The 992-nt window shown below is 61.6% G+C and carries 2 protein-coding genes; both read left to right on the forward strand.

What is annotated here, in order from left to right:
• Positions 1-100: 100 nt before the first annotated feature.
• On the forward strand, positions 101-313 hold the full coding sequence (locus KBI52_RS01315) for a ribbon-helix-helix domain-containing protein (RefSeq protein WP_247654099.1): 213 nt from the start codon (positions 101-103) through the stop codon (positions 311-313).
• A 176-nt stretch (positions 314-489) separates the two neighbouring features.
• A partial coding sequence (locus KBI52_RS01320) for a helix-turn-helix domain-containing protein (RefSeq protein ID WP_210804846.1) occupies positions 490-992 on the forward strand: 503 nt, incomplete at its 3' end.

Raw genomic sequence — 992 nt, forward strand, 5'->3', positions numbered from 1 at the left:
CTGAATCGATCTATTGTGAATGGATTCTTGACGCGCGACTCCACAGCCAACTCAGAATCGGTCATTCCTCGTTACGTCACGAGTGACATAGGTGGATGTCATGCCTGATCAGAAAGGTATCCAGCGCGTTCAGCGCTTTCGCCAGTCCCGCCGCGAGCGCGGGGATCGGGAGACAAATGTCTGGATACCGAAGCTCATCAGCGATGAGATCGACGACTTGGTCGAGCGCGGACGCTTCAAAACTCGGCAGGAAGCCATCACCCATGCCCTTGAGACCACCTTTGTTCGGAAGGAGCCAAACACGGTGACGTAAACCCGGCAAAGCAAAAGGCCCACGAAGCTGGAAACTTCGAGGGCCTTTGGAGCTACCCGCGAGGGGCGGCAAAGAAGATTGTTTGGCGACATCTTTATGCCACCCCAACAAACTGACTGTCAAGCGACATCGGTTTCGGTGAACGCTCCCGCTTTGCCCTCAACATGGAGGGTGCGATGCAGCTTGCATCGTCAGGAGGCCGGCGGCTGAGACACGCTGCTCTGGCCGCGAGGAAGCTTGCGCTCGAAGCCGAGCGCACGGTGACACGGAAAGAACTCTCAGCCGCCGCCCGGGATGCAGGCAAGGCGCTCGACCTCAGGCCAGCCCAGCGGGCCGTTCTCTCCGAGCTCGTCGCCTGCTGGGGCGAGCAGGAATGGGACCGGCTGCTGGTGTGGCCGTCCAATGATTATCTGATGAGCCGCACTGGCCTCACTGAGCGGGCGATCCGGCGCATCCTGCGCCAGCTGATCGACCTGCAGCTGCTGGCCCCCAAGGACTCGCCCAACGGCAAGCGCTATGCCGTCAAGGACCTGGCCGGGCAGGTGGTCGACGCCTTCGGGTTCGACCTCACCCCGGTTTATGCCCGCCGGGGTGATTGGGCGGTGATGCTCATGGAGCAGAAGCAGCTGCGCGAGGTGCAGAAGCGCGCCTTTGACGAGGTCACGATCTGCCGGCGGGC

Source organism: Microvirga sp. HBU67558 (assembly GCF_018069605.1).
Classification (GTDB): Bacteria; Pseudomonadota; Alphaproteobacteria; order Rhizobiales; family Beijerinckiaceae; genus Microvirga; species Microvirga terrae.

Coding starts and splice junctions, on each gene's coding strand:
- KBI52_RS01315 (WP_247654099.1), top strand. CDS start 101: ATGCCTGATCAGAAAGGTATCCAGCGCGTTCAGCGCTTTCGCCAGTCC.